Genomic DNA, 2,925 nt, shown 5'->3' on the forward strand with positions numbered 1-2,925 from the left:
GCCACCCTCGGGGCGGCGCTGGCCGGGATGGCGCCGGGCGCGCCCGGACGGCAGCTGCCCGGCGTGGGGGTGGGGACGTTCCAGTTCGCGCTCACGGTCGGGATCGGGGCGTTCATCCTGGTCGCCACCTGCGTGCTGGCCTGGATGGACCGCGCTTCCGGCGAGCCCCGGGCGATGGGCGGGATCGCGGCGTGGTTGGTGCTGATGGTGGCCGCGGGCAGCGCGAACGTGCTGGCGCTCGGACTGCTGTTCTGGACCGCCACGTTCTTCGGCGTCCCGGGCACCTCCGCCTCCCCGGAGCCGGTCGGCAAGAAGCTCTTCCTCGACGACCCGGTGTGGTGGACGGCCGCGCTGGTGCCGCTGCTGGCCGTCGGTTTCGCCGGCCTGGCCGTCACCCTGTACGCGATCCGCGGGTCCGACGCCGCCCGGCTGACCCCCGAGGTGACGCCCCTCTACGGCGAGCGCGACGGCGGCGCGGTGGCCGAGAAGTGGGCGCTCGCCGCGCTGACCGACCGCGCCGGGCTCGTGCTGGCCGTGCTGACCGGGATCGGCGTCGCCGGGTTCGCCGCGGTGACCGTGATCTACCAGTTCCACCTGTTCACCCCGAACGGCGGGATCGTGGGCCTGCTCGCCACTCTCGGCAGCTGGGCCATGGCGGCGGTCATCGTGGGCCTGGTCTTCCTCGGCCGCCGCACGTACAGCGACTCCGGGCTGCGCCGGACGATCGGGATCCTCTGGGACATCTCCACCTTCTGGCCCCGCGCCATCCACCCGCTGGCCCCGCCGTGCTACACCGAACGCGTCATCCCCGAGCTGATCGACCGCGTGGGCCGGCTGGCCAAGCAGGAGCGGGACGAGGTGGTCCTGTCCGGGCACAGCCAGGGGAGCGTCATCACCGCCGCCCTGGTGCTGCAGCTCGGCCCCGAGGCGCGGGCCCGGGTCAGGATGCTCACGCACGGCTCGCCGCTGCGCCGCCTGTACGCCGCCTTCTTCCCCGCCTACTTCGGCACCGCCGGGCTGTCGGCCGTACGCGACGCCGTCCCCTGGTACAACCTCTACCGGCTGAGCGACCCCATCGGCGGGCCCGTCTTCGGCCGCGTCGACCCCCTGGCCCCCGGCGCCCCCAACGGCGTGGACGTCTTCTGCTGGGACCCGCACCGGCCCGCCCCGGGCGAGCCCCTGCCCGAGGCCCGCTGGCACTCGGACTACTGGCTCGACCCGGAGTACGACGAGACGCTGAGCCGACTGATCGTCGCGAAGCCCTTCGCCTGAGCCCCCGGCCCGGTAGGGTTTCGGGCGTTTCCAACAAGAGCGGGGGTCGGTCGGTGAGGTGGGTGCTGTTGCTCCTGGTGTCGTCCACCCTGTGGTGGGCCGCCCCGCCCGCCCAGGCGGCGTCGTTCCAGGCGGAGCAGGAGGACGCCGGAGGGCGGGTGGCGTTCATCGGGGTGCCGGGGCTGATGTGGGACGATCTCGACCCGGCGGACACGCCCCGCCTGTGGCGGCTGGCCGGGCAGAGCGGGATCGGGTCCCTGTCGGTCAAGGCCGTGGGCACCGTGACCTGCGCGTACGACGGGTGGCTGACCGTGGCGTCGGGCGTGCGGTCGGCGGTCGGGCGCCGGTGCGGGATGTCGCCCGAGCCGGTCGTGCAGGGGTCCGGGGCCGTGGTCTCCGAGGTCCCCGGGCTGCTGCAACTGCGTGACGGGACCTTCGCGGGCACGCTCGGGACCGCCGTGCACGCCGCCGGGCAGTGCACGGCCGCCGTCGGGCCCGGCGCGGCGCTGGCCCTCGCCGACCGGACGGGCAAGGTCGACCTCTACGCCGCCGAGCCCGCCGGGCTGGCCGACTGGTCGCGCTGCCGGATGATGGCGGTGGACGTCGACGTGCTGGTGAAGCCGTACATCGTGGACGGCAAGCTGCCGCTGGAGCCCGAGCTGCTCGCGCCGGAGCGGCGGCGCGCCCTGGTCCGCGAGGCCGACGCCAAGGTCGGCGCGGCCCTGGACAAGCTGCCCCCGGACACCGAGATCGTGCTGGCCGGGATCGGCGACCACGGCTCGGTGCCGCACCTGCGCGTGGCGATGTGGAAGCGCGCGGGCATGGCGCCCGCGCCGGGCGGTGAGGTCGCCGGGCCGTCGGTGGGGGCCAACTCCACCCGGCGCGCGGACATCGTCGTGCTGCCCGACATCACGCCCACGCTCCTCACCGCGGCGGGCATCGCCCCGCCCTCCACCGTGATCGGGCTGCCGTGGCAGCTCGGCGAGCGCACCACGATCGACGACCTGCGCAGGGCCGACCTCAAGGGCACCGCCGTCCGCGGCACGACCGGCGTCTTCTTCACCGCCTTCGCCATCGTCCAGGTCGCCTTCTACGCCCTCTCCTACTTCCTGCTGTCCAGGCGCAGGCGGCTGGGCGCGGTCGGCGTGGCCGCCATCGTGCTCGCCTCGATCCCCGTCTCCACGTACGCGGTCAACCTGGTGCCGTGGGAGCGCAGCCCGTACCCCGTGCCGACGCTGATCGGCGGGGTGCTGGCGAGCACGGCGATCATCGCGGCCGTCGCGCTGGGCGGCCCGTGGCGGCGCCACCCGCTGGGCCCGCCCGCGGCCGTCGCGGCCACCACCGCCGCCGTGCTCGTGGGCGACCTGCTGACCGGGACGACGCTGCAGTTCAACAGCCTGATGGGCTACACCGCCGTGGTCGGCGGCCGCTACTACGGGCTGGCGAACATCCCGTTCGCGCTGCTGGCCACGGCCGTGCTGATGGTCACCGCCGTGGCCGCCGAGCACTTCGTCCGCGTCGGCCGCAAGCGGCTGGCCGTGGCCGGGGTGACGGGGCTCGGCGTGGTGGCGATGCTGCTGGCCGGCTGGCCCGGCGTGGGCAGCGACTTCGGCGGCGTGATCGCGTTCGTGCCGGGCATCGCGGTGACCGCGC

General features: G+C 74.9%; 1 protein-coding gene and 1 pseudogene. Both read left to right on the forward strand.

The genetic code is table 11. The annotated features are described in order from the left end of the window. Positions 1 to 1,272 (forward strand): annotated as a pseudogene (locus ACWDX9_RS61985) (hypothetical protein); the annotation flags it as partial. A 62-nt stretch (positions 1,273 to 1,334) separates the two neighbouring features. Further along, positions 1,335 to 2,925: hypothetical protein (locus ACWDX9_RS61990; RefSeq protein WP_449973228.1), on the forward strand; the 1,591-nt coding region annotated here is incomplete at its 3' end.

The sequence above is a fragment of the Nonomuraea sp. NPDC003201 genome, from assembly GCF_053590415.1.